This window comes from Burkholderia sp. SIMBA_062 (genome assembly GCF_046534765.1).
GTDB classification, from domain to species: Bacteria; Pseudomonadota; Gammaproteobacteria; order Burkholderiales; family Burkholderiaceae; genus Burkholderia; species Burkholderia ambifaria.
The window spans coordinates 1-257 of record NZ_JAWRYD010000404.1; the positions used below are offsets into that span (position 1 = coordinate 1).

The 257-nt window shown below is 58.8% G+C and carries 1 protein-coding gene; it reads right to left on the reverse strand.

From position 1 onward, the window contains the following. On the reverse strand, positions 1 to 257 hold a 257-nt coding region (locus SB786_RS36855), incomplete at both ends, for a GDP-mannose 4,6-dehydratase (protein ID WP_410731667.1).

A 257-nucleotide genomic window follows, 5' to 3' on the forward strand; every position in this document is an offset into this window, starting at 1 on the left:
GAAAGCGAGCCGAACACTTCGTCGGTCGAAACGTGCAGGAAGCGGAAAGCGGTTTTCTCGGCTTCGGGCAGCGTGTTCCAGTACTGACGCGTGGCTTCGAGCAGCGTAAAGGTGCCGACCACATTCGTCTGAACAAAATCGGCCGGACCATGAATCGAACGATCGACGTGGCTTTCCGCGGCAAAATGCAGCACCGCGCGCGGCTTGTGCTCAGCGAACAGCGCGTCGAGCGCTTCACGATCACAGATATCCACACG